28 protein-coding genes are annotated in these 23,614 nt (G+C 65.0%); 10 read left to right on the top strand and 18 right to left on the bottom strand.

Annotation, left to right across the window (positions count from 1 at the left end; translation table 11 throughout):
- The first annotated feature begins 9 nt into the window (after positions 1–9).
- The gene (locus tag FYJ91_RS15870) at positions 10–408 is read left to right on the top strand and encodes a YcgN family cysteine cluster protein (protein WP_246152681.1); all 399 of its coding nucleotides are present in this window, start codon (positions 10–12) and stop codon (positions 406–408) included.
- Positions 398–1,099 (top strand): M48 family metallopeptidase, encoded by a 702-nt coding sequence (locus FYJ91_RS15865; RefSeq protein ID WP_246152657.1) that lies wholly within the window; start codon positions 398–400, stop codon positions 1,097–1,099. Before FYJ91_RS15870 ends, FYJ91_RS15865 begins: the two co-directional genes overlap by 11 nt.
- On the opposite strand, the gene FYJ91_RS15860 is transcribed toward FYJ91_RS15865, so the two are convergent.
- The 4 genes from FYJ91_RS15860 to FYJ91_RS15845 all read right to left on the bottom strand — a co-directional run bounded on the left by FYJ91_RS15860 (position 1,075) and on the right by FYJ91_RS15845 (position 5,107).
- Positions 1,075–3,126 carry a transglycosylase domain-containing protein gene (locus tag FYJ91_RS15860; RefSeq protein WP_149523212.1) on the bottom strand — a complete coding sequence of 684 codons (2,052 nt, stop codon included), beginning with the start codon at positions 3,124–3,126 and terminating at the stop codon, positions 1,075–1,077. The genes FYJ91_RS15865 and FYJ91_RS15860 overlap by 25 nt on opposite strands.
- A gap of 136 nt (positions 3,127–3,262) precedes the next feature.
- The gene (gene msrB / locus FYJ91_RS15855; protein ID WP_149523211.1) at positions 3,263–3,700 is read right to left on the bottom strand and encodes a peptide-methionine (R)-S-oxide reductase MsrB; all 438 of its coding nucleotides are present in this window, start codon (positions 3,698–3,700) and stop codon (positions 3,263–3,265) included.
- A gap of 259 nt (positions 3,701–3,959) precedes the next feature.
- Positions 3,960–4,832, bottom strand: a complete 873-nt coding sequence (locus tag FYJ91_RS15850; protein ID WP_149523210.1) for an aldose 1-epimerase family protein — start codon at positions 4,830–4,832, stop codon at positions 3,960–3,962.
- Entirely contained in the window at positions 4,829–5,107 is a 279-nt protein-coding gene (locus tag FYJ91_RS15845; RefSeq protein WP_149523209.1) for a DUF3297 family protein, read from the bottom strand. The genes FYJ91_RS15850 and FYJ91_RS15845 overlap by 4 nt, the downstream gene beginning before the upstream one ends.
- A 147-nt stretch (positions 5,108–5,254) precedes the next feature.
- Between FYJ91_RS15845 and FYJ91_RS15840 the strand changes: the two genes are divergently transcribed.
- Complete coding sequence (locus FYJ91_RS15840; protein ID WP_149523208.1) at positions 5,255–5,554, top strand: hypothetical protein; 300 nt, start codon at positions 5,255–5,257, stop codon at positions 5,552–5,554.
- Between the two features lie 7 nt (positions 5,555–5,561).
- On the opposite strand, the gene dapD is transcribed toward FYJ91_RS15840, so the two are convergent.
- Both dapD and FYJ91_RS15830 read right to left on the bottom strand, forming a co-directional pair.
- Positions 5,562–6,395, bottom strand: coding sequence for a 2,3,4,5-tetrahydropyridine-2,6-dicarboxylate N-succinyltransferase (dapD, locus tag FYJ91_RS15835; protein ID WP_149523207.1), 834 nt, complete (start codon positions 6,393–6,395; stop codon positions 5,562–5,564).
- Positions 6,392–7,063 carry a pyrimidine 5'-nucleotidase gene (locus FYJ91_RS15830; RefSeq protein WP_149523206.1) on the bottom strand — a complete coding sequence of 224 codons (672 nt, stop codon included), beginning with the start codon at positions 7,061–7,063 and terminating at the stop codon, positions 6,392–6,394. The genes dapD and FYJ91_RS15830 overlap by 4 nt, the downstream gene beginning before the upstream one ends.
- 121 nt (positions 7,064–7,184) lie before the next feature.
- Here FYJ91_RS15830 and FYJ91_RS15825 point away from each other — a divergent pair, with 121 nt between their 5' ends.
- Positions 7,185–9,533 carry a S8 family peptidase gene (locus tag FYJ91_RS15825; RefSeq protein ID WP_149523205.1) on the top strand — a complete coding sequence of 783 codons (2,349 nt, stop codon included), beginning with the start codon at positions 7,185–7,187 and terminating at the stop codon, positions 9,531–9,533.
- Here FYJ91_RS15825 and thiE read toward each other — a convergent pair.
- Genes thiE through tkt form a run of 7 tightly spaced genes read right to left on the bottom strand, consistent with a single transcriptional unit; the run spans position 9,530 to position 16,183 of the window.
- Positions 9,530–10,231: a thiamine phosphate synthase gene (gene thiE, locus FYJ91_RS15820; RefSeq protein ID WP_149523204.1), complete on the bottom strand. Its 702-nt coding sequence runs from the start codon at positions 10,229–10,231 to the stop codon at positions 9,530–9,532. The genes FYJ91_RS15825 and thiE overlap by 4 nt on opposite strands.
- Before the next feature lie 10 nt (positions 10,232–10,241).
- The gene (locus FYJ91_RS15815; protein WP_149523203.1) at positions 10,242–10,568 is read right to left on the bottom strand and encodes a DUF2834 domain-containing protein; all 327 of its coding nucleotides are present in this window, start codon (positions 10,566–10,568) and stop codon (positions 10,242–10,244) included.
- 21 nt (positions 10,569–10,589) lie between these two features.
- The gene (locus tag FYJ91_RS15810) at positions 10,590–11,489 is read right to left on the bottom strand and encodes a fructose bisphosphate aldolase (RefSeq protein WP_149523202.1); all 900 of its coding nucleotides are present in this window, start codon (positions 11,487–11,489) and stop codon (positions 10,590–10,592) included.
- A gap of 26 nt (positions 11,490–11,515) precedes the next feature.
- A complete protein-coding gene (locus FYJ91_RS15805; protein WP_149523201.1) occupies positions 11,516–11,938 on the bottom strand; it encodes a VOC family protein in 423 nt (140 codons plus the stop codon).
- Positions 11,938–13,128, bottom strand: a complete 1,191-nt coding sequence (locus FYJ91_RS15800) for a phosphoglycerate kinase (RefSeq protein ID WP_149523200.1) — start codon at positions 13,126–13,128, stop codon at positions 11,938–11,940. The genes FYJ91_RS15805 and FYJ91_RS15800 overlap by 1 nt, the downstream gene beginning before the upstream one ends.
- A gap of 59 nt (positions 13,129–13,187) precedes the next feature.
- Positions 13,188–14,198, bottom strand: coding sequence for a type I glyceraldehyde-3-phosphate dehydrogenase (gene gap / locus FYJ91_RS15795; RefSeq protein ID WP_149523199.1), 1,011 nt, complete (start codon positions 14,196–14,198; stop codon positions 13,188–13,190).
- Positions 14,199–14,215: 17 nt separating this feature from the next.
- Positions 14,216–16,183, bottom strand: a complete 1,968-nt coding sequence (gene tkt / locus FYJ91_RS15790; RefSeq protein WP_149523198.1) for a transketolase — start codon at positions 16,181–16,183, stop codon at positions 14,216–14,218.
- A gap of 160 nt (positions 16,184–16,343) precedes the next feature.
- Between tkt and FYJ91_RS15785 the strand changes: the two genes are divergently transcribed.
- The 6 genes from FYJ91_RS15785 (at position 16,344) to FYJ91_RS15760 (ending at position 21,072) form a co-directional block, all read left to right on the top strand.
- Positions 16,344–16,547: a hypothetical protein gene (locus tag FYJ91_RS15785; RefSeq protein ID WP_149523197.1), complete on the top strand. Its 204-nt coding sequence runs from the start codon at positions 16,344–16,346 to the stop codon at positions 16,545–16,547.
- A complete protein-coding gene (locus tag FYJ91_RS15780) occupies positions 16,547–16,864 on the top strand; it encodes a cell division protein ZapA (protein ID WP_149523196.1) in 318 nt (105 codons plus the stop codon). The genes FYJ91_RS15785 and FYJ91_RS15780 overlap by 1 nt, the downstream gene beginning before the upstream one ends.
- 200 nt (positions 16,865–17,064) lie before the next feature.
- Entirely contained in the window at positions 17,065–17,646 is a 582-nt protein-coding gene (locus tag FYJ91_RS15775; RefSeq protein ID WP_149523195.1) for a 5-formyltetrahydrofolate cyclo-ligase, read from the top strand.
- Positions 17,647–17,648: 2 nt separating this feature from the next.
- On the top strand, positions 17,649–17,864 hold the full coding sequence (locus FYJ91_RS15770) for a DUF2842 domain-containing protein (protein WP_149523194.1): 216 nt from the start codon (positions 17,649–17,651) through the stop codon (positions 17,862–17,864).
- 82 nt (positions 17,865–17,946) lie between these two features.
- A complete protein-coding gene (locus FYJ91_RS15765) occupies positions 17,947–18,969 on the top strand; it encodes a GGDEF domain-containing protein (protein ID WP_149523193.1) in 1,023 nt (340 codons plus the stop codon).
- Between the two features lie 39 nt (positions 18,970–19,008).
- Positions 19,009–21,072 (top strand): NAD(+) synthase, encoded by a 2,064-nt coding sequence (locus FYJ91_RS15760; RefSeq protein ID WP_149523192.1) that lies wholly within the window; start codon positions 19,009–19,011, stop codon positions 21,070–21,072.
- Here FYJ91_RS15760 and FYJ91_RS15755 read toward each other — a convergent pair.
- The 5 genes from FYJ91_RS15755 to hpf form a co-directional block, all read right to left on the bottom strand.
- Positions 21,069–21,557 carry an MmcB family DNA repair protein gene (locus FYJ91_RS15755; RefSeq protein ID WP_149523191.1) on the bottom strand — a complete coding sequence of 163 codons (489 nt, stop codon included), beginning with the start codon at positions 21,555–21,557 and terminating at the stop codon, positions 21,069–21,071. The two genes, FYJ91_RS15760 and FYJ91_RS15755, sit on opposite strands and share 4 nt — an antisense overlap.
- Positions 21,558–21,685: 128 nt before the next feature.
- Positions 21,686–22,015 (bottom strand): DUF1491 family protein, encoded by a 330-nt coding sequence (locus FYJ91_RS15750; RefSeq protein WP_149523190.1) that lies wholly within the window; start codon positions 22,013–22,015, stop codon positions 21,686–21,688.
- Complete coding sequence (locus FYJ91_RS15745; protein ID WP_246152656.1) at positions 22,012–22,473, bottom strand: PaaI family thioesterase; 462 nt, start codon at positions 22,471–22,473, stop codon at positions 22,012–22,014. Before FYJ91_RS15745 ends, FYJ91_RS15750 begins: the two co-directional genes overlap by 4 nt.
- A 1-nt stretch (position 22,474) precedes the next feature.
- The gene (locus FYJ91_RS20950; protein ID WP_246152680.1) at positions 22,475–22,942 is read right to left on the bottom strand and encodes a PTS sugar transporter subunit IIA; all 468 of its coding nucleotides are present in this window, start codon (positions 22,940–22,942) and stop codon (positions 22,475–22,477) included.
- Between the two features lie 46 nt (positions 22,943–22,988).
- Positions 22,989–23,564 carry a ribosome hibernation-promoting factor, HPF/YfiA family gene (hpf, locus tag FYJ91_RS15735; protein WP_149523187.1) on the bottom strand — a complete coding sequence of 192 codons (576 nt, stop codon included), beginning with the start codon at positions 23,562–23,564 and terminating at the stop codon, positions 22,989–22,991.
- Positions 23,565–23,614 lie beyond the last annotated feature (50 nt).

Below are 23,614 nucleotides of genomic sequence, written 5' to 3'. Positions count from 1 at the left end.
CTCGACGAGATGAGCCGGGCTGAATGGGAATCGCTGTGCGACGGATGCGGCAAATGCTGCCTGCACAAGCTGGAGGACGAGGAGACGGGCGAACTGATGGCGACCAACGTCGCCTGCAAGCTGCTCGATCGGCGCAGCGGCCAGTGCGGCAATTACCGCAATCGACACGCCTTCGTCCCCGAATGCGTGCGGCTGACCCCGCGCAAACTGCGTCAGATCGACTGGCTGCCGACCACCTGCGCCTATCGCCTGATCGACGAGGGCAAGCCGCTTGCCGACTGGCACTATCTGGTGTGCGGCGATCGCGAGGCGGTCCACACCGCGAAGGTGTCCGTGCGCGGATGGACGGTATCCGAAACCGATGTGGGCGACGATCTCGAACATCATCTCATCGATCGTGAGCTCTGACCTCGTCTTTCACGGCGGTGGGCGGACGCGGGCGCTGCAGATCCTGCGCTCCCCGCTGGCACGGCGGATGCGGCTATCGGTCGATCCGCGCGACGGAGGCGTGCGGCTGGTACTGCCGAAACGCGGATCGATGCGCGAGGCGCTACGCTGGGCCGAGGCGAAGCGCGACTGGATCGAGAACGCCCTCGATGCTCTGCCGCCGACCCGCAGCCTGACCGACGGAATGGCGATCGACGTCGCGGGCGAGACGCTGACCGTGACGCTCGTCAGCGGTCGCGGCGTCAAACGCGATGGCGATAGGCTCCTCGTCGCGGGGCCGGAGGATATGCTCGCCAGCCGCCTCGTCCGCTGGCTGAAGCGCGAAGCGCTGACGCGGCTACAGGCCGAAACCGATCGATTCGCCGCGCTGGCGGATATCACCGTCACCAAAGTCGCGGTGGGCGATCCGCGCTCGCGCTGGGGCAGTTGTTCGGCACGCGGGGACATACGCTACAGCTGGCGGCTGATCCTGGCGCCCTACGCGGTGCTGGAGGCGACCGTGGCGCATGAAGTGGCACATCGGCTGCACATGGATCACAGCCCCGCCTTCCACGCAGCGGTCATCCGGCTGCTGGGCCGCGATCCGGCGCCCGAGCGCGCCTGGCTGCGCGCCAACGGCGCGTCGCTTCACTGGTTGGGGCGCGATCCCTGACGCTGCGCCGGGCGCTCACCGCCGCGCCCGACGACCCCGTCGAGAAACTGGCCGTCGAGTTCGGTGCGCGGCTGGCGCGCCTGCGGTGCAGCCGGCGCGGGCGCCTGCTGGGATGGCGGATCCTGCTGATCCTCAGGCACCCCGGCGGCGTCGAGCGCCTGGTCCATCACCGAATCGGGGTTCGGAGCGAGCCCCTCGTCGGGTTCGCCGAAATAGGCTTCCTCGTCGGGCTCAAGCTGCCATTCGGGCAAAGTCACCTGCGTTTCGAATTGCTCAACCGGTCGCTTGGCGACCGCGACGCGCATGAAATCGGCGAAGGCGCGCGCGGGCGCACGGCCGCCCTGCAGGCCGGGGATCGGCTTTGCATCGTCGCGGCCCATCCAGACACCTGTGGTGATCCCGCTGGAGAAGCCGAGGAACCAGCCGTCCTTGTTCGACGAGGTCGTGCCCGTCTTGCCCGCGACCGGCCGGCCGATCTGCGCGGCGCGAGCGGTACCGGTGTTGACCGCAGTCTGGAGCAGATCGGTCACTTCGGCCGCGACCCAGGGGGCGACGAGGACGCGATTGTCGTCGGACTTATGCTCGTACAGCATGTCGCCCTTGGCCGTCGTCACCTTGACGATGCCATAGGGCGTGACGGCCACGCCCTTGCGCGCGACGGCGGCGAAGGCGCGGGTCATGTCGATCAGGCGGACGTCGGACGTGCCCAGCACCATCGAGGGATGCGTGTTGATCTCTGTCCCGATACCGAAGCGATGCGCCATGTCGGCTATCGCGGAAAAACCGACTTCGGACCCCAGTTTCGCCGCGACCGTGTTGATCGAGAAGGCGAAGGCGGTGCGGATGTCGATCGGCCCGGCATATTCGCGGTTGGAATTGCGCGGGCTCCAGCCGTCGATCGTCACCGGCTCGTCGACCACCGGCGTATCGGGTTTCATCCCCGCTTCCATCGCGGTCAGATAGACGAACAGTTTGAACGCCGAGCCCGGCTGGCGCACCGCCGATGTCGCGCGGTTGTAGATCGACGAGACATAATCGCGCCCACCCACCATCGCGCGCACCGCACCGTCGCGATCGAGCGCGATCAGCGCGCCCTGCGCACCTTCGGGCGTATCGGCGCGGATCGCCTTGTCGGCGGCGACCTGCATCGCGGGATCGATCGTGGTCCATACGTCGATCGGCTGGGTCCGTTCGTCGACCAGATCGTCGAGCTGCGCGAGCGCCCAGTCGGTGAAGTAGCGGACCGCATTCTGATCGGTCTCAGGCGCAAGGCGGACCTTTTCGGGATCGGCGGCTTCGGCCTGCGACGCAGTGATCGCGCCGGTGTCCTGCATCACCTCCAGCACCACCTTGGCGCGGCCGACGGCGGCATCGCGATCGGCGGTGGGCGAGTAATTGGACGGCGCCTTGACGAGACCCGCGACGATCGCCGCCTCGCCCATGCTCATCTTGCTGCCGGGATGACCGAAGAATTTCCGGCTCGCGGCATCGACGCCATAAGCCCCACCGCCGAAGTAAACGCGGTTCAGATAGAGTTCGAGGATCTGCGCCTTGGAGAATTTGCGCTCCATCGCCAGTGCCAGCACCACCTCACGCAGCTTGCGGCCGGCGCTGTACGCGTTGGTGAGAAACAGGTTGCGGGCAAGCTGCTGGGTTATCGTCGACGCGCCCTGCAGGCGGCGGCCTTCGTCATGCAGGCGTTTCGCAACCCAGATCGTGCGCGCGATGCCCACCGGATCGATGCCCGGATGCATGTAGAAGCGCCGATCCTCGACCGCGACGATCGCGGTCTTCATCGATTCGGGGATCTGGTCGCCGACCAGCCAGTCGCCATAGCTCGGCCCGAGCGAGACGATCACCGATCCATCGGCCGCGCGGACGCGGACCATCTGACCGTTGGGGCTCGACTTCAGCTCATCGAAACCCGGCAGCGACGCCATCGCGATCAGCACCGCGATCACGAGCGCGCCCAACCCGGCGAGCATCAGCAGAAGCAGATATTTGGCGGCGGTCTTCAGCCAGCCCATGAAGGAACCCGATCGGCCAAGGAAATGACACCAGATGTCACCGAACGCGCCCCTATCGCCTTAGCCCGCGCGCCACAAGCATCGTCGCGCCGAACCGTATCGCTAGACTAAGACAGCTTGCAGGCGGCTGAACGGCTCATTCGGCTTTCTTGAAGTCGATCGACGCCGAATTGATGCAGTAGCGCAGCCCACCACGGTCGCGCGGGCCATCGGGAAAGACGTGGCCGAGATGGCCTTCGCAATTGGCGCAGCGAACCTCGGTGCGCACCATGCCGTGGCTGACGTCGCGATGCTCGGTGACGTTTTCGCCCACCGCAGCCTCGACGAAGCTGGGCCAGCCGCAGCCCGAATCATATTTGCCGTCGCTTTCGAACAAGGGCGCGCCGCAGCCGGCGCAGACATAATCGCCCGTGTCGTGGTTATTCCAATATTCGCCAGTGAAGGCACGTTCGGTGCCTGCCTCGCGCAGCACATGATATTGCATCGGCGACAGGCGCTCGCGCCATTCGGCCTCGGTGAGCTTGGGCTTTTCCATGTCCGGAATGTGGGTCCGTGCACCCCGCGCGTCAAGCATCAGCAGAATCGTGGTTACCGACGATTAACCAGGTCTGGTGGCGATTTTTTGTCGAATCGGCGGGCATGTGATGCTCGTCACTTCGGGCGCGGGGATGCCGCCTTAGATGACGAGTGAGTTGCACGGCGTAGAGTGCAGTTGCGTAAGCGTTTGTTTCCCGTTTCGGTTTGCGTCGCCCCGTTGCGTTTCGGCGATGCATCCGAACGGAAGAAAGTAGCGGCCCGACGTCTCGACCCTGGAGACGCCGGGCCGATCTTTTTCAGGCCATAAGCTCGATCGTCATGGTGAAGCTCTTTTCACCCCCGCCCTCGATGATCGCCATGCCCGGCTTATCGAAGATGTCGCCGTCGAAATCCGCCGGATCGGACAGGCCGTGCCACGGCTCGATGCACAGATATCCCGCTCCGGGCTTCTGCCAGAAGGCGATCTGTCGCATCCCCGCATAACCGACCGCGACGCGGCCGCCCCCCGGCGCGCCATAGACCAGTCGATCGGATGCGGGCTGATCGAGGATCAGCGCATCTTCTGCGAACAACGAATCCGACAAAGCCAGTCGATCGCCCTCGATCGGCGTCGGCCTCGGCTCCGGATCGACCAGACCGTCAGCGTCGAGGCGACGTACCGCGGCGGGCTCCGGCTTGTCGAAACGGATCTCGTGCGCGTCCCGCGTCGCGTCGCCCGGCAGCGGCCACAGCAAGGCTGGATGATAGCCGAACGACGCGGGGATCGGATCGGCCGACGGATTGCGGACGATCGCCGTCATCGTCAGCGTCGTGCCCGCGACGGCGTAGATCATGTCGAGCTGGAACGCGAAGGGCCACACGGCCAGGGTCGTCTCGCTCGATTCGAGCCGGAGGGTGACGCGATCCTCGGCCCGATCGATGATTTCAAAGGTCGATCGGCGTGCGAAGCCGTGGCGGGGCAGGCTGTAGCTCCGCCCCTTCCAGCGAAACATATCGTCGCGCAACGTGCCGACGATCGGGAAGAGGATCGGCGCGCGGCCGGCCCAAACGGCGGGATCGCCGCCCCATTGCCAGTCGCGCCCGTGGGCATCGGTCACCCGCACCAGCTCGGCACCGAGCGGCGCGATTTCCGCCGCCACGCCGGCGGATGCGATCCGCACCGGCGTCATTCGGCGTCGGTCGCCTCGTCCTTTGCCTCAGGCGCGGCGTCGTCGCGGAAATAGGGCTCCACTGGGCCGCTGAGCTTGATCGTCAGCGGATTGCCCTTGCGATCGCGGGTGTTGCCCACCGCGACACGGATCCAGCCTTCGGACACGCAATATTCCTCGACATTGGTCTTTTCGACGCCCTTGAAGCGGATGCCGACGCCGCGTTCCAGCAGCGCGCCGTCATAATGCGGGCTCGCCGGGTTGATCGAGAGATGGTCGGGGGGCGTGTCGCTCATGGATTCGGTCCTGCTTGTCTGAATGCGGCCGCCCTTAATGCCGTTGCAGCCGAAAGTCGAAGATGAACCGCAGATTGTGGTGTGCGTCACAGCGCGTTCAGCCGCGAATCGGCATTACACTGGTTAACAGTTCAACGGAGACCGATCATGGCGATCGACGGCAAGCGGACCACCAACCTGTTTTCGGCGCTCGAATGGAAGGTCGTGTCGCTCGCGATGCGCGAGGCTAACAGCGGCGACGAGCGCCAGGGCTGGCTCGCCCGCCTGTTCCAGAATCTGACCGGGATCGCCCCGAAGATGCCGCTCGCTGATCCGCGCCTCGAAACGTTGCGCCGCTTCGTGTGCAAGGTGCGCGCCCGCGCCGACATCGCCGACATGGCCGCGCGCCTGCAGGAATTCGGCTATGATGCGCGCCAGATCGCCGCGGTGGCGCAGCTGGCGCGCTAAGCCCACCTTAATCCCGCAGCAGCTCGTTGATCCCCGTCTTGCTGCGGGTCTGCGCGTCGACGCGCTTCACGATCACCGCGCAATAGAGGCCCGGGCCGCCGTCCTTGCCCGGCAGCGTGCCGGGGACAACGACCGAGTAAGACGGCACGCGGCCGATGAAGACCTCACCCGACGCACGATCGACGATCTTGGTCGAGGCGCCCAGATAGACGCCCATCGACAGCACCGCGCCCTCTTCGACGATCACGCCCTCGGCGACTTCCGAACGCGCACCGATGAAGCAATTGTCCTCGATCACGACCGGGCCCGCCTGAAGCGGCTCGAGCACGCCACCGATGCCGACGCCGCCCGACAGGTGGACGTTGTTGCCGATCTGCGCGCAGCTGCCCACCGTCGTCCAGGTGTCTACCATCGTGCCTTCACCCACGAACGCGCCGAGATTGACGAAGCTGGGCATCAGCACCGCGCCCTTGGCGATATGCGCGCCGCGGCGGACGATCGATCCAGGAACCGCGCGGAAGCCGGCGGCGCGATATTCGGCCTCGCCCCAGCCCGCAAACTTCGACGGCACCTTGTCCCACCAGCTCGCGCCACCCGGCGCGCCGGGGATCAATTCCATGTCGTTGAGACGGAAGGAGAGAAGAACCGCCTTCTTGAGCCACTGATTGACGACCCAGCCGTCCACACCCTTTTCGGCGACGCGCATCGTGCCCGCGTCAAGCGCCAGCAGCGCCTCTTCGACCGCATCGCGCACGGCGCCCTTCGTGTCGAAACCGATGCCATCGCGATCTTCCCACGCCTGCTCGATCGTCGCCTGCAACTCAGTATTTTGGCCGCTCATCTGATCTTCCCTAAAATCTCGTCGAGCCACTGGCCGACGTCGTTGATCTCGAAATCGATATGGTCGGGATCATGGCCATGATCGCCATGATCCGAGCCGTTGTTGACCCACACCGTCGTCAGCCCGATCGCCTTGGCGGGCTTCAGGTTGCGCGACATATCGTCGACGAACAGGGCGCTGTGCGGCGTCACGCCCAGCGCGTCGACCATGCTGGCATAGCTCGCGGCATGGGGCTTGGGCTGATAAGCGCAGGCGTGGATGTCGTGGATCGCCTCGAAGGTGGTCGACAGGCCCAGCTTCTGCAGGACCCGGCCCGCATAATCGCGATCGCCATTGGTGAAGATCAGCTTGCGGCCGGGCAGTTCGGCGATGCCTTCGACGATCCGGCGATCCTCGGCGAGTGAATCCATCTCGATATCGTGGACGAAGGCCAGGAATTCGTGTGGATCGATGTCGTGCGTCGTCATCAGCCCCGACAGGGTGGTGCCGTGATCGCGGAACAGACCCTTCTGGATCCGGTGCGCTTCCTCCGGGTCCACCCCCAGCAGCCGCTGAATGTAGAGGCCCATGCGCACGTCGATATGGCCGAACAGATCGGCCGACGCCGGATAGAGCGTATTGTCCAGATCGAAGATCCAGCAATCGACGTGGGAAAGCGCGGGGATCATGCGCCGAGCCGACTAGGCGTTGCTCGCCAAAGCCGCAAGCGATCATGGTGAAGGCGGCGTTAAGCCTATCTTTAAACGATTGCGCGATGCTCCACCCGATTTCCAGTTCGCGGAGCGTTGTATGCGTAATGAGTTCGGTGTCCGCCTGTGCGCGGCCACCTTGCCGATGATTCTGTTGTCCGGGTGCGGCGGAGGTGGTGGTGTCAGCTCGACACCCGCGCCGACCACGAGCACCAGCACCGGATCGACAACCACCGACTCGACCACCCCGTCGAACGTCGTGGTGACCGCCCCGACGACGAACACGACCACGACGAACACGTCGACGACCACGCTCCCGACGCCCGCGACGCAGAAGTCGTCGATCAACTATGACGACGCCGAATATCGCCGCTCCAACGCGGTAACCTCTTCGGGCGCGATCACCGCCTATCAGAACGGCGCGACTGGCAAGGGCGTGAAGATCGCGGTGGTCGACAGCGGCCTTACCGACACGCTCGGCCAGTTCAGCGGCCGAATCGATGCAGCCAGCGCCGACATGGTCGGCAGTCGTGGCATCGGCGACGAGGGCGGGCACGGCACTTCGGTCGCCGCCGTCGCGGCGGCAGGGCGCAACGGCAGCAACATCATGGGCGTCGCATTCGACGCGAGCCTGCTGATCGCCCGCACCGACAGCGTCGGCAGCTGTGCTTCGGAGAAGGGCTGCAGTCACCCCGATTCGGCGATCGCGAAAGGCGTCGATCTGGCGCGAACCAACGGCGCGCGCGTCATCAACATCTCGCTGGGCGGCTATGCGGCGAGCAGCACGCTGACCGCCGCGGTGCGACAGGCAGCGCAGGCGGGAATCGTCGTCGTGATCTCCGCGGGCAACGAAGGCGCGGCCGATCCCGATGCCTTCGCGCAGATGGCGGCGGCCAGCGGCATGAACGGCATGGTGATCATCGCCGGATCACGCGGCACCGACAACACGATCTCCAGCTTTTCGAACAAGGCGGGCAGCTTCGGCACCGTGTACCTGACCGCACTGGGCGACGGCGTCCGCGCCTTCAATCAGGAGGGCAAGGATTTTTATTATTCCGGCACCTCCTATTCGGCGCCGACGATTGCGGGCGCTGTCGCGGTGCTGGCACAGGCTTTCCCGACGCTGACCGGAAGGCAGATCGTCGACCTGCTTTATGCCACCGCCACCGATGCGGGCGACGCGGGCGTCGATGCCGTCTTCGGGCGCGGTGTCCTGAATCTCGCCAAGGCTTTCCAGCCGCAGGGTTCGTCGAGCCTGGCGGGTGGCGCGGTCCCGGTGTCGACCACCTCGGCCAATGGCAGGACCGGTCCCGCGATGGGCGATGCCGCACAGGGCGGATCGTCGAGCGGCGCTCGCGCCGTGATCCTCGACAGCTATGGCCGCGCTTACGATCTCGACCTCGGCCGCACGTTGGCGGCAAGCCCCGGTGCCCGCCCGCTGGGCAATGCGCTGGTCGGCGGAATGCGCTCGACCGGGCTGTCGTCCGGCCCGATCTCGGTGTCGATCAACGTCGGTGCCGATCGTAACTTCGCGCCGGCGGACGTGCGGGCGCTCGGCCTCGATCAGAACTCGGCACGGGCGGCCCGCATGCTCTCTGCGCGTGTCCTGGCGCGTGTCGGCGATCGTTCGCAGGCTCTGTTCGGTTTCCGCGAAGGCGCGGCGCATCTGTCGGCGATGCTTGACGGTCGCGCCGAACTGCCGTTCATCGTCGCACGCGACGCAACCTCGACCTTCGGCATGGCGAACGTGCGAGGACCGTCTCTCGCGCTGCGTCGCGATCTCGGTTTCGCCGGCCTGACGCTGGCGGGAGAGAGCGGGTCGACCGCCCCTCTACGGATCGCGCGCAATCGCAACGTCGCCAACTTCACCGCGGCGAGCGTCCGACTCGATCGTCGCTTCGGCGCGCTGTCGCTGGCGGCGGGCGTGGGGATGATGCGGGAGGACCGCTCGGTCCTCGGCGCCCGCTTCGGTGCGGCGTTCGGGGGCGGGGGTGCCTCGACCGCCACGATCGACCTGCGCGGCAATTACGATCTGGGCCAGGGCTGGCAGGCGGCAATCGCCGCGCGCCAGGGCTGGACCATGGCCGATCGCGCCGGCGCCCTGAGCGGCGGGCGCATCGCAAGCAACGCCTTCGCGATCGACCTGAGTCACTTCGGTGCCACGCGCCGCTTCGGCCTGCGCATCTCACAGCCACTGCGCGTCGCATCGGGCGGGCTGAAACTCAACCTGCCGACCAGCTACGACTATGTGAGCGGATCGGTCGGCTACGGCCGCTCGACCCTCAACCTCACGCCCAAGGGTCGCGAGATCGATGTCGAGGCAAGCTATGGTCTGGCGCTGGGCAATGGCTGGCTCGACGCCAACGCCTTTGTCCGCCGCCAGCCCGACCACTTTGCGTCGACCACGCCCGATGCGGGCCTGGCGCTGCGTTACGGGATGGGCTTCTAGGATCCCATTCCCGGCACGGCGGCGAAGCGTTTTACCGCGGCCGCCGGGCCCTCCGGATCGTTCCAAACCGCCCCACTGACCGCGAGGAAATCGGCGCCGGCCGCGATGAGCGGCGCGGCGTTTTCCGGAGTGATCCCGCCGATCGCGACGCTAGGGACTTCGAACAAAGTCGACCACCAGCCGAGGATCGACAGTTCAGGCTGGTGCTTCGTCTCCTTGGTCTCGGTCGGATAGAACGCGCCGAAGGCGACGTAATCGGCACCCGCCTCGCCTGCTTCCATCGCGAGGTGGCGACTGTCGTGGCAGGTCACGCCGATCTGCGCATTGGGGCCGAGGATATCCCGCGCCTCACGCGCGTCGCCATCGTCCTGACCCAGATGGACGCCGTCGGCATTCAGGCGTTTCGCCAGCCCGATCGAATCATTCACGATGAACGCGACGCCCTTGTCCGCGCAGATCGCCTGGAGCGGCGGTGCGAGATCGGCGATCGCATGTTCATCAATCCCCTTGAGCCGAAGCTGGAACGCCGCAACGGGCCCCGCGTCGAGCGCGGCGGTAAGCGCGTCACCAAAGTCCGCATCGATGCGCGGCGGGGAGATCAGATAAAGCTGGCAGGCGGGCTTTTTCGCATCGTGCTCGAAACGGTCGGCGAAGCCGGGGTCGAGGCGGAGTTCGTCATCGAAATCATTATCAGTCATACCGACGCCCCTAGCCGAAATCACGGCCTCCGCGAAGCGCACGCTCGCGCAACGCGAGGAATAGCGGCAGACCACACGACACGCCGACGGCTAATGTCGCGAAAATTGGCAGCCAGCGATGGCGAACGCCGGCCCGCGCGCCTTCGACCGCGATCAGAACGAACAACACCAGCGCTGTGACGATTACGTCCCAGCCGAAGAAGGCGCCGATGCGGGTGGAGAAAAGTTCGGCCACGAAGGCCGGAAGGTCGAGTCCATGCTCGACGAACCAAGGCGCGAAGGCCGACAGCGGCAGGATCGCGCCGAGGATCGAGAGGGCGAGGTAGATGCCGAACATCCGCCCCGCCCCCGTCACCGATCAGACCGTCTTCTTGACCGAAGCGGTGTAGATGTCGTCGATCGCCTGACCCAGCGACGCGTTGAACTCGTCATCGGTCATGCTGTGGCGCAGATCGTTGAGCAGCGCGCGGCTGAAGCTGGCGATGATGCCCGGATTCTTGGCGAGTTCGACGCAGGCCTCGGGGCGTTCGAAACCACCCGAGAGCGCGACGACGCGCAGGACGCGCGGATGATCGACCAGCGGCTGGAACAGGCCCGGCTTGGTCGGCAGCGACAGCTTCAGCATCACCTTGTCGTCGCCGGTCATCGCGTCGAGCGCCTTCACCAGCTCTTCGAGCAGGATCTGGTCGGCTTCGGCGCGCTCGGCGCTCTTGATGTTCACTTCGGGCTCGATGATCGGCACGAGGCCGCCCGCGAGCACCTGCTGGCCGATTTCGAACTGCTGCTTGACGACAGCGGCGATGCCCTCGCGATTCGCGAGGTTGATCACCGAACGCTCCTTGGTGCCGTAAACGCCCAGCGCCTTCGACTTTGCGAGCAGCGCGTCGAGTTCGGGCATCGGCTTCATCAGCTGGACGCCGTTCGCCTCATCCTCGAGGCCCTTGTCGATCTTGATGAAGGGTATGACACCGCGATCGAGCAGCGCCTGCGGGGTCGGCTTGCCATCGACCTGGCCATCCATCGTGCGCTCGAACAGGATCGCGCCGAGCACCTTGTCGCCGCTGAAAGCGGGTGAGGTGATGATGCGGCTGCGCATATCGTGGATCAGCGCGTACATGCCGGCTTCGTCGGACCAGGCGCTTTCGTCGATGCCATAGCCCTTCAGCGCCTTGGGCGTCGAACCGCCGCTCTGGTCGAGTGCGGCGATGAAGCCGTCGCCCTTCGCAACCTTTTCGCTCGTCTTCTGGTCAATCGTCATCGGCTGGCCTCCGGTGGATGGTGTGTTCAGTTCGGTTTCGGCACCGGCGCCCAGGGCGGACCCTTGAGCTCCAGCATATTGCCTTCAGGATCGGTGAGGTAGATCGACGGCCCTTCACCTTCTGCGCCGTAGCGCGAGGCGATTTCGGCCGTGATTCCATGCCCCTCCAGCTCTCTCAAGATCGCATCCCCGTCCCAGGGGAGGACGCGGAAGCAGATATGGTCGACGTTGCGGCCCTCGATGCCGGGTGCCGCGCCACCTTTGGCACCCAGCGGTCCGTCGACCGGTATCAGGTCGATCAGCGCATCGCCCACCCGAAGCTGATGAAGGCCGATTGCCTCCTGATGCTTCTCGAAGCGGGCACCGAGCACATCGGTATAGAATCGCGCCATCCGTTCGAGGTCGACGACCCGGAACACGACATGGTCGATGGCACGGATAGTGATCATCAGCCGAGAGCAGCGACCCCCGGCAACTCGCGGCCTTCCATCCATTCCAGGAAGGCGCCGCCCGCGGTCGACACGAACGTCAGGTCGTCCGCGACGCCCGCGACGTTGACCGCCGCGACCGTATCGCCACCACCCGCGACCGAAATGAGCGAGCCCGACTTAGTGAGCGCTGCGGTAATCTTCGCCAGCGCCATCGTCGCCGTATCGAACGGCGCCATTTCGAACGCGCCGAGCGGGCCATTCCAGACGAGCGTCTTGCAGGTCTTGAGCGCATCGGCGATCTGCTCGCTGGCGGACGGGCCACAATCGAGGATCATCTCGTCGTCGGCCACTTCGTGGACGTTGATCGTGCGGACGGGCGGATTGGCGCGGAATTCCTTCGACACCACCACGTCATAGGGCAGGTGGACGGTGCAATCGGCCTTGTCCGCCGCGTCGAGGATTTCGAGCGCGGTGTCCTTAAGGTCATGCTCGCACAGCGACTTGCCGACATTCACGCCGCGCGCGGCGAGGAAGGTGTTGGCCATGCCGCCACCGATCACGAGATGGTCGACCTGGGTCACCATCTGCTTGAGCACGTCGAGCTTGGTCGAGACCTTGGCGCCGCCGACGACAGCCATCACCGGATGTTCGGGCTTGCCGAGCGCCTTTTCGAGCGCCTCAAGCTCGGCCTGCATCGAGCGGCCCGCGAAGGCAGGCAGAATGTGCGCGAGGCCTTCGGTCGAGACGTGCGCGCGATGCGCGGCCGAGAAGGCGTCGTTGACGTAGAGATCGCCCAGCTTCGCCATCGCCTTGGCGAGTTCGGGGTCGTTCTTCTCCTCACCCTTGTGGAAGCGGGTGTTTTCCAGGATCGCGATGTCGCCTGGCTGGAGCTGCGCAACCGCCTCCTCAGCCTGCTCGCCCACGCAATCGCCGATGAAGCGCACGTCGCGGCCCAGAACGTCGCGCAGCGGCGTGGTGACCATCGCCAGGCTCATGTCGGGGTTACGCTCGCCCTTGGGGCGGCCGAAATGCGCGAGGATCAGCACGATCGCGCCCTTGTCCGCCAATTCGGCGATCGTCGGGGCGGCGGCGCGCAGCCGGGTGTCGTCGGTGACCTTGCCGTCGTCCATCGGCACGTTCAGATCCTCGCGGACCAGGACGCGCTTGCCCTTGATTTCGCCGATGTCGTCGAGGCTCTTGAAGGTCATGCCGGCACCTTGATAGAGGAAAAGAAAGGGGCGGCCCTTGGGGGCCGCCCCGATGGTTCTTAGAGGAACTTCGCCACGATACCGGTGGTATCGATCATGCGGTTCGAAAAGCCCCATTCATTGTCGTACCAGCTGAGCACACGCACCAGCTTGCCGTCCACGACGGCAGTTTCCAGGCTGTCGACGGTCGAGCTGCGCGGATCGCCATTATAGTCGATCGAGACCAGCGGCTCGTCCGAATAACCCAGCACGCCCTTGAGCGGACCGGCTTCCGATGCCGCCTTCAGCAGTTCGTTGACCTGGGCGACGGTCGTGTCCTTCTTGGCGATGAACTTGAGGTCGACGACCGAGACGTTCGGGGTCGGCACGCGGACCGACGAACCATCCAGCTTGCCCTTCAGCTCCGGCAGAACCTCACCCACCGCGCGGGCGGCGCCGGTCGAGGTCGGGATCATCGAGACGGCGGCAGCGCGCGCGCGGCGCATGTCCTTGTGCAGCTGATCCAGCGTGTTCTGATCGTTGGTGTAGCTGTGGATCGTCGTCATGAAGCCGCTCTCGATGCCGAGCGCGTCGTTCAGCACCTTGGCGAGCGGCGCCAGGCAGTTGGTGGTGCAGCTGGCGTTGGAGATGACGATGTCATCGGCGGTCAGCTTGTCGTGATTGACGCCGAACACGATCGTCTTGTCGACATTGGTGCCGGGTGCCGAGATCACGACGCGCTTGGCGCCGGCGGTCAGATGCGCGCTGGCCTTCGCCTTGTCGGTGAAGATGCCGGTGCATTCGAGCGCGATGTCGACGCCCAGTGCCGCGTGCGGCAGGTTGGCGGGATCACGCTCGGCCGTGACCTTGATCTTCTTGCCGTTGATGACGAGGCTGTCGCCGTCGACGCCGACTTCGCCGGCCCAATTGCCGTGCACCGAATCGCGCTTGAACAGCAGAGCATTGGACTTGGCGTCGCCCAGATCGTTGATCGCGACCAACTCCAGATCATGGTCGGTGCGCGAAAGAATGGCGCGCGCCACAAGGCGACCGATACGCCCGAACCCGTTGATCGCAACCTTCACGGCCATACTCGCTTACTCCTTGCTCAGTTCGAAAGCGCCCCGATGATCTGCGGGGCAATCTTGTCGGCGGTCAGGCCGAAATGGTCGTAGAGCGCCTTGACGGGGGCCGAGGCGCCAAACCCGTCGAGGCCGAAACGCAGCCCCTTGCGGCCGACATAGCGTTCCCAGCCGATCGTCGAGCCGGCCTCGATCGAGACGAGCAGCGCGTCGGCCGGCAGGATGCCGTCCTTATAGGCTTCGTCCTGCGCGTCGAACCGCTCCCAGCTGGGCATCGAAACGACATCGGCACCGATGCCGGCTTCTTCAAGCTTCGTTGCGGTGGCCACCGCGATCTCGACCTCCGAGCCGCTCGCGATCAGCACGACCTTGCGCGCGGCCGTCGCGGGCTTGAGGCGATAGGCGCCCAGCGCGGAGAAGTTCTGCGAGATATCGGTGCGCAGCTGCGGCAGACCTTCGCGCGACAGAGCGAGGAGCGAAGGACCATCGGCCTTTTCGAGGCTCAGCTGCCAGCATTCGGCCGTCTCGATCACGTCGCACGGGCGATAGACGTCGAGGTTCGGCATCACGCGCAGGCTCATCAGATGCTCGATCGGCTGATGGGTCGGGCCGTCTTCGCCCAGCCCGATCGAATCGTGCGTCATGACATAGACGACGCGCTGCTGCTGAAGCGCCGACAGGCGGATCGCGCCACGGCAATAGTCCGAAAATACCAGGAAGGTGCCGCCATAAGGGATCACGCCGCCGTGGAGCGCGAGGCCGTTCATGGCGCAGGCCATGCCGAATTCGCGGATGCCGTAATAAATATAGCGACCGCTATAATCATCGGCGGTGAGCGGCGCCTGGCCCTTGGTCTTGGTGTTGTTCGACCCGGTCAGATCGGCCGAACCGCCGATCGTCTCGGGAAGCTGATCGTTGATCGGACCGAGCACCATTTCAGATGCCTTGCGGGTCGCGACCTTCTGCGGGTTCGCAATCAGGCCTTCGAGATAAGGCTGGAGCGAGAAGTCGGCCGGCAGTTTGCCCGCCATGCGACGCTCGAACTCGGCGCGCTGACCATTGGCGACAAGGCGCGATTCCCACTGTGAGCGAACCGACGAGCCGCGATGGCCGGCGGCCCGCCACGCTTCGGCGATGTCGGCGGGGATGACGAACGGCTCGGACGTCCAGCCAAGTTCGGTGCGGGTGGCCGCGACTTCATCGGTGCCAAGCGCCGAACCGTGGGTGGCCGACGTGCCCTGCTTATTCGGGGCGCCATAGCCGATGACCGTGGTGCACTGGACGATCGAAGGGCGCGGATCGGTCTTGGCCGCTTCCAGCGCCTTGGCGATCGACGCCGCATCATGCCCGTCGCAAGCGACGGTGTGCCAGCCGGTCGCGGCGTAGCGCGCCATCACGTCTTCGGACGACGAGAGCGAGACCGCGCCGTCGATGGTGATACGGTTGTCGTCCCAAAGCACGATCAGCTTGCCGAGCTTCAGATGCCCAGCGAGACCGATCGCCTCATGGTTGACGCCTTCCATCAGGCAGCCGTCGCCGGCGAGGACCCAGGTACGGTGATCGACCAGATCGTCGCCGAACACGGCGTTCAGATGCCGTTCGGCGATCGCCATGCCGACTGCGGTGGCCAGGCCCGAACCGAGGGGACCGGTGGTCGCCTCGACCCCGGCAAGCTCGAAATTCTCGGGGTGGCCGGCGCACGGGCTGTGCAGCTGGCGGAAATTCGCGATGTCCTCGATCGTGGGGCGCGCATAGCCGGTCAGGTGGAGCAGCGAATAGATCAGCATCGATCCATGCCCCGCCGACAGGACGAAACGGTCGCGATCGGCCCATTTGGGCTGCAGCGGATCGAACTTCAGATGGTTGGTGAACAATTCGGTCGCGACGTCGGCCATGCCCATCGGCATGCCCGGATGGCCCGAATTGGCGGCCTGCACGGCATCCATCGACAGCGCCCGGATGGCGTTGGCGAGCTGGCGTGGCGTTACACTCATCTGAAGACCTTGCGCGGGAGCGGACCTGAAATGGCAAAGTGCCGCGCCGCCGCGACCCCCAACCGCGCGACCCTTTGTCCTGTCGCGGCCTTATCGTCAACCAAGGATCGAGGCTCTGGGCGGCTTGCGGGCGACGATCAGCCTGCTATTTCGGTCTGTGATGGATGATCGAAGCCTGATGCTGGCGCTGGGCCGCCTTGAACGTGCGCTTGTGCGTGTGGAGCAGGGACTCGACGCGGGTCCGCGTTCATTGTCGCATGACGAGAGCGAGGCGCTGTTCCGTCTTGCCGAGCGCCACCGGACATTGCGAGAGACCACCGAGACCGCGATCGAGCGCATCGATCGCCTGCTGGGGAACGGCTGATGGCCGAAGTCGACGTTGCGGTCGGTGGCCGCCGCTACAAGCTCGCCTGCCGCGATGGCGAGGAGGATCAACTGCGCACGCTGGCGAGCATGGTCGATCGCAAGGCTGGCGACATCACCCGTGCGATCGGTGACATGACCGAGGCGCGCGTCCTGCTGATGAGCGCAATCCTGCTTGCCGACGAGCTGAACGACGCAAAATCGAAAGATGCGACGCCGCCGTCGCAGCCCGATCTCGACCCCAGCTATGCCCAGGCTATCGAGCGCATCGCCGAGCGTATCGAGCGCCTTGCGGACCGATTGAACAGCGACGCTTGAGCCGACGGCCCCCGCACCCTACATAGGGGGTGGCGGGTACTGCCCGGCACGAGCTGCTGAGAACATCCCTGAGGCGATTCACATCCATAGGGGGCTGTCCCTGTTAGGATTCTGGTCCGAAGCATATGGTCCCCACCTGACGTACTTGGCGTCAGTGGATATTCCGGAAAACGACCACGGCGGTCCCGCCACCTCCGCCCATGACTGATCCGGCCAAGACGCAGAAATCCGTCCTGCGCGCCGAATTGCGCGCGAAGCGCGACGTCTTCGTGAGCGCGATGACGCCGGGCGAACGCGAAGCCGCCGAGGCATCGCTGGGGTCCCTTGCGGCGGACACTCTCGAATCGGCGCATGTCGTGGCGGGCTATATCGGCCTCGGATCCGAAATCTCATGCATGGCGATACTGGCGCGCGCGGCAGCTAACGGGGCCGCGACGGCACTGGCCCATGTCGATGGCCGCGATCGGCCGATGCGCTTTCTGCGTTGGTTTCCCGGCGATCCGCTGGATCGAGGCTGGTTCAACCTCCTGCAGCCGCCAGCGGATTCGCCGGAACTGTTCCCCGACCTGATTCTGACACCGCTTCTGGGATTCGATTCGCAGTTCATGCGAATCGGGCAGGGGGCGGGCTTTTATGACCGCGTCTTCGCGGCTAATCGCACCGCAAGGCGGCTCGGTGTCGCCTGGTCCGTGCAGGCGGTGCAGAAGATCCCATGCGACCCCTGGGATCAACCGCTCGACATGGTCTGCACCGAACGCAAACTTTTGCATCAAGGTTTTTGACGATGAGCGAGCCAAGCTGGCGCAAGCCCTTCGGGATATTCGTTATTCTTGCGCTGATCATGATCTGGGCCGTGCTGGTCCTGCTCGCATCGCCGTTGATCGAGCGATTACCGGCGCTGCTCCAGGCCGTCGTTTATACGATCGCGGGCATCGTCTGGATCCTCCCGCTGAAGCCGCTTCTGTCGTGGATGGAGACCGGCCACTGGCGCAAATTTTAGGACGGTCTCGCCACGGCATTAACCGGATATAATCAAAACGGGCACTAGTCAGGACGGGAGATAGAACAGGATCCCCGACGGCGTGCATCAGGACAAGATCATCGAATCGTCCGCACAGAGAGGCGAATGGCGTCGCCTCTACGACCGTATTGGCGAGCTCCTTTTTTCCAACGATATCGAGCCGACTCCCGAGAATTTCGACCTGTGCCACCGCTATCTGAGCGGTGACAGCATGATCGTGGGCCTGATCGACAAGGCGGTGCGCCAGGATGGCCGCATCACACCCGCCGCGCTGGCCGCGATCAACGCGCAGGTCCGATCGGGGCTCGACAGCGGCAACCTGTCCGACATGGCGGCGAATGCGCGCGGGCTGCTGGAGCAGGTGAGCGCGGTCGTCACCCGATCGGGGGACGAGGCGCGCGATTATGCCGCCGATCTGGAGAGTGGCGCCGCCGGCCTTTCGATCGAGGATTCGGGTATGACGGTCGACACGCTGGTCGGCCTGACCAAGGCGATGATCGACAAGACCCGTGCCGCCGAGGACGAGCTCCGCCGCACCGAGGCGCAGATCAAGACGCTCCATGACGATCTCGCCGCCGCGCATCGCACCGCGAACAGCGATCCGCTGACCGGCCTGCCGAATCGCCGCGCCTTCGATCACCAGCTGCGCATGGCGCTGGAAAATGCGCGGCGGCAGAAGACCCCGCTCGCGCTCGCCATTTGCGACATCGATCATTTCAAGCAGTTCAACGACACGCACGGCCACCAGATCGGTGACGAAGTGATCAAGTTCGTGGGTACCTCGCTGGCGCGCGCGAGCAATGACGGCTTCTGCGCGCGTTACGGCGGCGAGGAATTCGTCCTGATCATCGAGCGTACCGATCCCGAGGCCGCGCGCGCCATGCTCGACAAGGTCCGCACCGTAATCGCGTCGCGCGAGCTAAAGGTCACGAATACCGGCCAGTCACTGGGTCGCCTGAGCTTTTCGGGCGGGATTGCGATGCTGGAAGATGCCGATTCGCCGGGCACGTTGCTGCGTCGCGCCGACACGGCCTTGTATCGCGCCAAGGAAAGCGGGCGTAACCGCGTGATGCTCGACGCCTGATATTGGCCTTTATCTTCAGCACGCTGTAAGCGCGTGCTTATGAGCGCCCGTAACGACTTCGCATCGATTCACAGACATGGCTTCGTGCGCGTCGGCGCGGGTACGCCGGTTGCGACCGTCGGCGATGTCGGTGCGAATGCCGCCGCGATCCTCGATCTTGCCGAGCGTGCGGATGCCAAAGGCGTCGACCTGCTCGTCCTCCCCGAGCTTTGCCTGTCCTCCTACGCGATCGACGATCTGCATCTGCAGGACGCCTTGCTCGATCGGGTCGAGATCGAACTGGCGAAGATCGTCACCGCGAGCGCCGAGCTTAAGCCCGTATTGCTGGTCGGCGCGCCGATCCGCCGCAGCGGGCGGCTCTACAACACGGCCATCGCCATCTCACACGGCAGGATTTTGGGCGTGGTTCCAAAGTCTTATCTGCCCAATTATCGCGAATATTATGAGAAGCGCTGGTTCGCGCTCGGCTACGACCTTTCAGGCCTCTCCATCGATCTGTGCGGGCAGATCGTGCCGTTCGGCCCCGATCAGATCTTCGCCGCGAACGACCTGCGCGACTTCGTCTTCCACGTCGAGATCTGCGAAGATTATTGGGCGCCGCTGCCGCCGTCGACGATGGGCGCTTTGGCCGGGGCGCTGATCCTCACCAACCTGTCGGCGTCCAACATCATCATCGGCAAGGCCCGCGAACGCGCTCTGCTGAGCGCATCGCAATCGGTGCGGGCGATCGCGGCCTATGCCTATTCGGCGAGCGGCCCGGGCGAGAGCACGACCGACCTCGCCTGGGACGGGCAGGCGATGATCCACGAGCTCGGCGAAACCCTTGCCGAATCGGGGCGTTTCGATACCGAATCTGAACTGATCATCGCCGATGTCGATGTCGGCCGGCTGCGACTCGAGCGGATGCGGACGGGCACGTTCAACGACAATGCGATGGCGGTCGGCCATCCCGAGACGGCATTCCGCCGCATCACCTTCGATCACGCGCCCAGCTTTGCCGATATCGGGCTGAAGCGCCCCGTCGCGCGCTTCCCCTTCGTTCCCGAAGATGCCGAAAAGCTCGACCTCGATTGCTACGAAGCATTCAACATCCAGGTCGCCGGGCTCGCCAAGCGCGTCGAGGCGTCGGGCGCCAAGACGATGGTGATCGGCGTGTCGGGCGGGCTTGATTCGACCCATGCCATGGTCGTCGTGGCCAAAGCGTGCGACCGGCTGGGCCTGCCGCGATCGGCGATCCTGGCCTTCACCATGCCGGGCTTCGCGACGGGCGAGGCGACAAAGGCCAATGCCTGGGCGCTGATGAAGGCGCTGGGTGCGACTGCGGACGAGATCGATATCCGCCCCGCCGCGCGCCAGATGCTGACCGACATGGACCACCCATTCGCCAAGGGCGAGGCAGTCTATGACGTGACTTTCGAGAACGTGCAGGCCGGCCTGCGCACCGATTACCTGTTCCGCCTGGCCAACCAGCGTGACGGCTTCGTGGTGGGGACGGGCGATTTGAGCGAACTCGCGCTCGGCTGGTGCACCTATGGCGTCGGCGACCAGATGAGCCACTATGCCGTCAATGCCGGCGTGCCCAAGACCTTGATCCAGTTCCTGATCCGCTGGTCTGTGACGAGCGGGCAGTTCGATGCGGCGACAGGCGGCCTGCTGACCGCCATCCTCGCGACCGAAATCTCGCCAGAACTCGTCCCCGCCGATGCCGATGGCGCGATCCAGAGCACCGAAGCCAAGATCGGCCCCTACGAGCTGCACGATTTCTTCCTGCATCATATCGCGCGACTCGGCCTGCCGCCTTCGAAGGTCGCGTTTCTCGCCTGGCACGCATGGCACGATGCCGATGCGGGGCTGTGGCCGATCGGTTTCCCGGCGGACAAGCGCAATGGGTACGACATGGCAACGATCCGCCGTTGGCTCGAAAGCTTCCTGTGGCGTTTCTTCACGACCAGCCAGTTCAAGCGATCCGCGATCCCCAACGGGCCGAAGGTATCCGGAGCCGGCGCTCTGTCGCCGCGTGGCGACTGGCGGGCGCCTTCGGACGGCAATGCTAAGGTCTGGCTCGACGAACTGCGTGCGGCGCTCGACGGCGTCGACCTCTAGCCGAGACCGTCGCCTGCGCAATCGAGATCGCCCCACAATCGCCGTGCGGCACGGCGGGCGAAGCGCAGCGTCTCCGCCTTACGGCGCGATCCGGAAAGCGGGCGCAAGGCGGGTTCGCGCAGCACTGCGGCATCATAGCGATCGGCGACGATCAGACCGGCAATGTCGGGGCGGAAGGCGGGATCGTCGAACGGGCTGAGATCGAACCCGGCCGGTACTGCCCAGAAATAGCGATCGCAAAAGTCGAGATAGTCCGGCCACTTCGCGTCACCGAGCAGATCGGCGCGCGACACCTTGATCTCGACAATCGTGATGCACCCTTTGGGATCGATCGCCATCAGATCGGCACGGCGGCCATTGCCCAACGGCACTTCGGGCATCGGCATCAATTCGGCACGCAGGAACAACTTCGCTACACCTCGCGCGACATCGAGCGCGACGAGCGGCGCGAGAGTCGGATCGATGTCGGCGGGAAGGCTGGCCATCCGCGTTATTTAGAACATTTGCGGAACTTCTTCCACCTCGTCATTGCGAGGAGCCGGAGGCGACGCGGCAATCCATTCCGAACTGCAGAGTGGATTGCTTCGCTACGCTCGCAATGACGGATCTGGCTTCAGGCCAGCAACGCCTCGGCAATAGCCCGCGCATCGCGATGATCGGCCTCGATCACCCAGAGATCGGGATCGGTGCGGCGGCGGCGGGCGATATAGTCGGTTTGGTCGATCGGATCGGTCGGGCCGACGCTGTCGAGGCCGAATCCGCCCTCGAATCGCCAGACGCGCTCGACCAGGCCGAGCGGAACGCCGCGATCGGCGAGCGCGACGATGATCGAACCGGCAATCTCGTCGCCGCGCGCCAGAACCATCGCCGATCCGCCATCATCCTGAATCCTGCGAATCAAGGCGGACACGAGCAGCGCGGACGCCGCGCGCGGCTCGATCATTTCTGGCGGTAGCCCGGCAGGCCCGCGAGCGCGATGCGCGATCGCATGAAGGTACCGGTGCCACGCGCGACCTCTTCGCCCTCCGCATCAACCAGCCGGGCGTCGGCGACAAAAACGCGCCGCTTACCGCTGACCCAGCGTCCTTCGGCCACAAGCGGGCCGGCATGAATCGGGCGGGTGAGCAGCAGATTGAAGGCCGTCGTCAGGAGGAAATAATCGCTGACCAGGCTGTTGGCCGCATAGAAAGCGGCATCGTCGAGCATCTTGAAATAGGTGGTGCCGTGCACCGCGCCGGCGGCGTGATAGACCGTCTCGTCGACGACGAAATGGATCCGCGCGAAGCCTTCCTCGACGATTTCGAGGCGCGACTTGAACAACTGGTTGATCGGCGCCGCTGCGTAGAGCGATTCAAGCGCGCGATAGTGCGCTGCGGCGCCCGAAGGCGGTGGCGTTGCCACGTCAGGCCGCGTCGCGCGCTTCGCCGCTCGCGAACAGCGCGTAGAGCGCGTCGTCCGTCCCGGCGCCGCGCAGCTTGGCCACGAAACCCTTGTCGCGCATCCTACGGCTGACGCGGGCAAGCGCCTTGAGATGCTCGACCCCCGCATCGACGGGGGACAGCAGCACGAAGACCAGATCGACAGGCAGATCGTCGATCGCGGCGAAATCGATCGGCGTCGCGAGGCGCGCGAACAGCCCCACGACGCGATCGAGTCCCTCGATCTTGCCGTGCGGAATCGCCACGCCATCGCCGAATCCGGTCGGCCCCAACCGTTCGCGTTCGGACAGCCGATCGACGATCGTGCGCGCATCACTTCCAATCAGCTTGGCGGCAACACCGCCAAGCTGTTGGAATAACGCCTTTTTGTTGGGGACGGTGAGCCCCTGCTGCACCGCCTGCGGCACGAGCAGGTCGCTCAGATCATCCATCGATCGGGCAATGGTCATTCGCGGTGCTGCAATACTTCCTTCGGGCCTATCGGGAGGGCTCCACCCAGCCGATCGATCCATCGGTGCGCCGATACACCATATTGAAGGTTCCCGTACCGCTATTTTTGAACAGCAGAGCATTGGTGTTGCGAAGATCGAGCATCATCACCGCGTCCGAAACACTGGCATCGGGCACGTCGACGCGGGTTTCGGCGATGATCAGCGGATTGTCGTTATCGACCTCCTCCTCAACCGGGGATTCGAACACCGTATAGCCGGCATTGTCGTCGATGCCGTTGAGGGCGCCATTGGGCTGCGCGCTGTGGCGATCCTTCAGCCGCTTCATGTAGCGGCGCAGCTGGGTTTCGATGCGATCGGCCGCCTGATCGAAGGCGGGGTGCGCGTCCATCGCGCTGCCATGGCCCTTCAGGATCACGCCCTGCATGACGTGGGCGACAATGTCACAGCCGAAGCCGTTACCATGTTGCCCTCGACCGAAGGTGACGTGTGCCGAGATACTGCGGGAAAAATACTTGTCGGCGATGGCCTGTAGCCGATCCTCGACATGGGTTCGCAGAGCCTCACCAGTTTCGACCTGATGTCCCGAAACACGGATGTCCATTTCCAACCTCCAGTCTGCTTTGGCAGTCATTGGGCAGACCCGATGATGCC

This window comes from Sphingomonas montanisoli (genome assembly GCF_008274695.1).
GTDB classification, from domain to species: domain Bacteria; phylum Pseudomonadota; class Alphaproteobacteria; order Sphingomonadales; family Sphingomonadaceae; genus Rhizorhabdus; species Rhizorhabdus montanisoli.
Note: the sequence above shows the minus strand (reverse complement) of the source record. Positions and strands in the feature narration are given on the sequence as shown.

Coding starts and splice junctions, on each gene's coding strand:
- FYJ91_RS15775 (WP_149523195.1), top strand. CDS start 17,065: ATGACTGATCCGGCCAAGACGCAGAAATCCGTCCTGCGCGCCGAATTG.
- thiE (WP_149523204.1), bottom strand. CDS start 10,231: ATGACTGATAATGATTTCGATGACGAACTCCGCCTCGACCCCGGCTTC.
- FYJ91_RS15755 (WP_149523191.1), bottom strand. CDS start 21,557: ATGGCCAGCCTTCCCGCCGACATCGATCCGACTCTCGCGCCGCTCGTC.
- dapD (WP_149523207.1), bottom strand. CDS start 6,395: ATGAGCGGCCAAAATACTGAGTTGCAGGCGACGATCGAGCAGGCGTGG.
- FYJ91_RS20950 (WP_246152680.1), bottom strand. CDS start 22,942: ATGGATGATCTGAGCGACCTGCTCGTGCCGCAGGCGGTGCAGCAGGGG.
- FYJ91_RS15750 (WP_149523190.1), bottom strand. CDS start 22,015: ATGATCGAGCCGCGCGCGGCGTCCGCGCTGCTCGTGTCCGCCTTGATT.
- FYJ91_RS15800 (WP_149523200.1), bottom strand. CDS start 13,128: ATGACCTTCAAGAGCCTCGACGACATCGGCGAAATCAAGGGCAAGCGC.
- gap (WP_149523199.1), bottom strand. CDS start 14,198: ATGGCCGTGAAGGTTGCGATCAACGGGTTCGGGCGTATCGGTCGCCTT.
- FYJ91_RS15870 (WP_246152681.1), top strand. CDS start 10: ATGAGCCGGGCTGAATGGGAATCGCTGTGCGACGGATGCGGCAAATGC.
- FYJ91_RS15810 (WP_149523202.1), bottom strand. CDS start 11,489: ATGACGATTGACCAGAAGACGAGCGAAAAGGTTGCGAAGGGCGACGGC.
- FYJ91_RS15825 (WP_149523205.1), top strand. CDS start 7,185: ATGCGTAATGAGTTCGGTGTCCGCCTGTGCGCGGCCACCTTGCCGATG.
- FYJ91_RS15845 (WP_149523209.1), bottom strand. CDS start 5,107: ATGAGCGACACGCCCCCCGACCATCTCTCGATCAACCCGGCGAGCCCG.
- FYJ91_RS15785 (WP_149523197.1), top strand. CDS start 16,344: ATGGATGATCGAAGCCTGATGCTGGCGCTGGGCCGCCTTGAACGTGCG.
- FYJ91_RS15830 (WP_149523206.1), bottom strand. CDS start 7,063: ATGATCCCCGCGCTTTCCCACGTCGATTGCTGGATCTTCGATCTGGAC.
- FYJ91_RS15860 (WP_149523212.1), bottom strand. CDS start 3,126: ATGGGCTGGCTGAAGACCGCCGCCAAATATCTGCTTCTGCTGATGCTC.
- FYJ91_RS15840 (WP_149523208.1), top strand. CDS start 5,255: ATGGCGATCGACGGCAAGCGGACCACCAACCTGTTTTCGGCGCTCGAA.
- FYJ91_RS15805 (WP_149523201.1), bottom strand. CDS start 11,938: ATGATCACTATCCGTGCCATCGACCATGTCGTGTTCCGGGTCGTCGAC.
- hpf (WP_149523187.1), bottom strand. CDS start 23,564: ATGGACATCCGTGTTTCGGGACATCAGGTCGAAACTGGTGAGGCTCTG.
- FYJ91_RS15850 (WP_149523210.1), bottom strand. CDS start 4,832: ATGACGCCGGTGCGGATCGCATCCGCCGGCGTGGCGGCGGAAATCGCG.
- FYJ91_RS15780 (WP_149523196.1), top strand. CDS start 16,547: ATGGCCGAAGTCGACGTTGCGGTCGGTGGCCGCCGCTACAAGCTCGCC.
- FYJ91_RS15770 (WP_149523194.1), top strand. CDS start 17,649: ATGAGCGAGCCAAGCTGGCGCAAGCCCTTCGGGATATTCGTTATTCTT.
- tkt (WP_149523198.1), bottom strand. CDS start 16,183: ATGAGTGTAACGCCACGCCAGCTCGCCAACGCCATCCGGGCGCTGTCG.
- msrB (WP_149523211.1), bottom strand. CDS start 3,700: ATGCTTGACGCGCGGGGTGCACGGACCCACATTCCGGACATGGAAAAG.
- FYJ91_RS15815 (WP_149523203.1), bottom strand. CDS start 10,568: ATGTTCGGCATCTACCTCGCCCTCTCGATCCTCGGCGCGATCCTGCCG.
- FYJ91_RS15760 (WP_149523192.1), top strand. CDS start 19,009: ATGAGCGCCCGTAACGACTTCGCATCGATTCACAGACATGGCTTCGTG.